The sequence below is a fragment of the Lutibacter sp. genome (assembly GCF_040883305.1).
Lineage (GTDB): Bacteria > Bacteroidota > Bacteroidia > Flavobacteriales > Flavobacteriaceae > Lutibacter.
The window spans coordinates 1-2,560 of record NZ_JBFLKT010000018.1 but is presented as its reverse complement, the minus strand read 5'-3'; the positions used below and the strand labels follow the sequence as shown (position 1 = coordinate 2,560).

Genomic DNA, 2,560 nt, shown 5'->3' with positions numbered 1-2,560 from the left:
AGAGTTGCTATAAATTACAAAAATAATAATGAAGATGGTATTTATTTAAAAGAAATAATGGGTGTTATAAATAACAAAAATTAACCGTTTTTCATAAGTTCAAAAGAGATTACAAAAGCTATTACTGAAACAATAATACCTACCATAAAAATGGTATATGCAATTCTTAAAAGTTTGTATTTCTTTTCTAAAACCAACCCTAAAAAATACAAGTCTTTCATTAAAGATTTGTATAAATAATCGCGATCTTTCATTATTTCTTGCATTCCGTCTTGAAAATCTTCTAAAGGCATTTTATGAAAATTTCCAAAAAACAATAAATTAACCTTTTTTTGAATTACATCCTCCTTTGTAAACTTTCCAGAAGTTACTTTTGGTCTGGTAGATAAAATACTGAATACCATAGTAACAACAGTTATAAAAAGAAAAAACAATGTTGGATATATTAAATAATAATTACTGGGATTGTCTAATTTTGGAAACAGACTTGAAAGTGCTATTGACAAAATAATTGCACTCACAGATAATAAAATATTTGCTTTTGTATCTGCAATATCACTTAATTTTAAATGATTTCTAAGCGTAACTCTAAACATGGTTTCAATTCCTCTTTCAGGTCTATCCGCTTTTTCTTGTTTTCTTTTTAAGTCTGCTTTTTTTAAGCGCTGTTTTTCTTCGAGTTCAACTTTTTTTGCAATCGCTTTCTTTACATCTTTTTTAGCTCTTAACCAATTTTGTGTTTTTTGATTATTTAGTTTTTTAAAAGCATAATCTGTAAAATAGCTATGATTCCCAATAAACATTTCATTCTGCTCAATCCATTCAATATCCTTATAATATTTATTATTGCAACCTTCCCATTCGCTTCGCAATAAATTAGATTTCTCTTTAAAACTCTCAGTTCCTAAATGGTATAAATCTGCATCGCAAATTATTTTCTCCAACAGAGTTGTTGGTTTCTGAGGCACTTTTGTTGCATCTATAATTTTACAAATGGTTGCTATTAAATCTTCAGGATAATTAATCTTTTTTAAGTAGTTTGCTGCAATTATTTTACTACTTTCTTCGTGGTTTTCTATACTTTTTATAAAACCAACATCATGAAACCACGCTGCTAGTAATAAAACTTCTAAATCTTTTTCTGAAATATTTTCCGCTTGCCCAATCTCATAGGCCGCATTCACCACATCTTCGGTGTGTGAAAAATTATGATATACAATTTGTGGTGAAAGTTTATTTTTGAAATTTTCTAATATAAATTCTCTTACCTCAATAAATAATTTGCTGTTTAACATCTGTAAAACTATTTTATTCAAAAATACATGTTTTTTTGTACATTTAGAGCTTATTGACAATACCTTATATGAAACGCGTAGGTTGAATTGTTTATTACCTTAAATTACAACAAATAGTGGCTATAATGCTTGTGCTGAGCCTAATCTAAGTATTACCGATAAAAAAAAGTAACATAGACACATGAAACACGTTTTTTTGAAATTTCTTAAATTCATACTTTTACTGTTAACCACCTACAGCTGTGCAACATACAATATAAACTACAAAAAAGGCGAGGCAAACTGGAGAGCAGATTTCGAAAAATCTGATACCGAAATTGAGCACACTTTCTATTTAATTGGCGATGCTGGAAATGCTAACTTCAACGAATCTTTAACTCATTTAGAACTTTTAAAAAAAGAATTAAAAAAGGCTTCAAAAAATTCAACTGTTTTATTTTTAGGTGATAATATTTATGAAAAAGGAATGCCAAAAAAAGAGCATCCTAACCGAAAACGAGCAGAGCTTAGATTAAATGCACAAATAGCAATTGTTGAAGATTTTAAAGGAACTACTATTTTTATCCCAGGGAATCACGATTACTATTCAAATGGAATAAAAGGTTTAAAGCGCCAGCAAGATTATATTAATAAAAAATTAGGAAAAGATTCATTTCTTCCTAAAAATGGATGTCCGCTTGAAAAAATTAATATTTCAGATGATACTATTTTATTGATTGTAGATACGCAATGGTATTTAGAAGATTGGAATAAAAACCCAACAATGAACGATGATTGTGAACTAAAAACCAGAGATAAATTCTTTGATGAATTTGAAGGTTTGATTAAAAAAAATGCAGACAAAACTGTGTTGATAGCCTTACATCATCCAATGTTTTCAAATGGAAATCACGGCGGACAATCTTCATTTAAACAACAATTTTATCCTTTTCACACTAAAATTCCATTACCAATTATTGGAACTATTGCAAATGTATTGAGAAAAACAAGTGGTATTTCGCCTCAAGATATGAACAATCCTTTCTATTTAGAACTGAAAAAAAGAATTGTTACCATTTCACAAAAAGCACCAAAAGCTATATTTATTTCAGGACACGAGCATAATTTACAATACATAGTAAAAGACAATAAACCTCAAATTGTTAGTGGTGCTGGTTCAAAAATAAATCCGGTGAGAACAATTAATGGTAGCAAATTTTCTTATGGCGGTTTGGGATATGCCAAAGTTGAAGTTTATAAAAATGGGGCTTCACAAGTTTTTTTCT

General features: G+C 28.8%; 2 protein-coding genes. One reads left to right on the top strand and one right to left on the bottom strand.

Annotation, left to right across the window (positions count from 1 at the left end):
• Positions 1–80: 80 nt before the first annotated feature.
• Positions 81–1,316, bottom strand: a complete 1,236-nt coding sequence (locus AB1Z17_RS00515) for a Pycsar system effector family protein (protein WP_368049837.1) — start codon at positions 1,314–1,316, stop codon at positions 81–83.
• A 160-nt stretch (positions 1,317–1,476) separates the two neighbouring features.
• Here AB1Z17_RS00515 and AB1Z17_RS00510 point away from each other — a divergent pair.
• Positions 1,477–2,560 (top strand): metallophosphoesterase (locus AB1Z17_RS00510; RefSeq protein ID WP_368049836.1); only part of this gene is annotated, 1,084 nt, incomplete at its 3' end.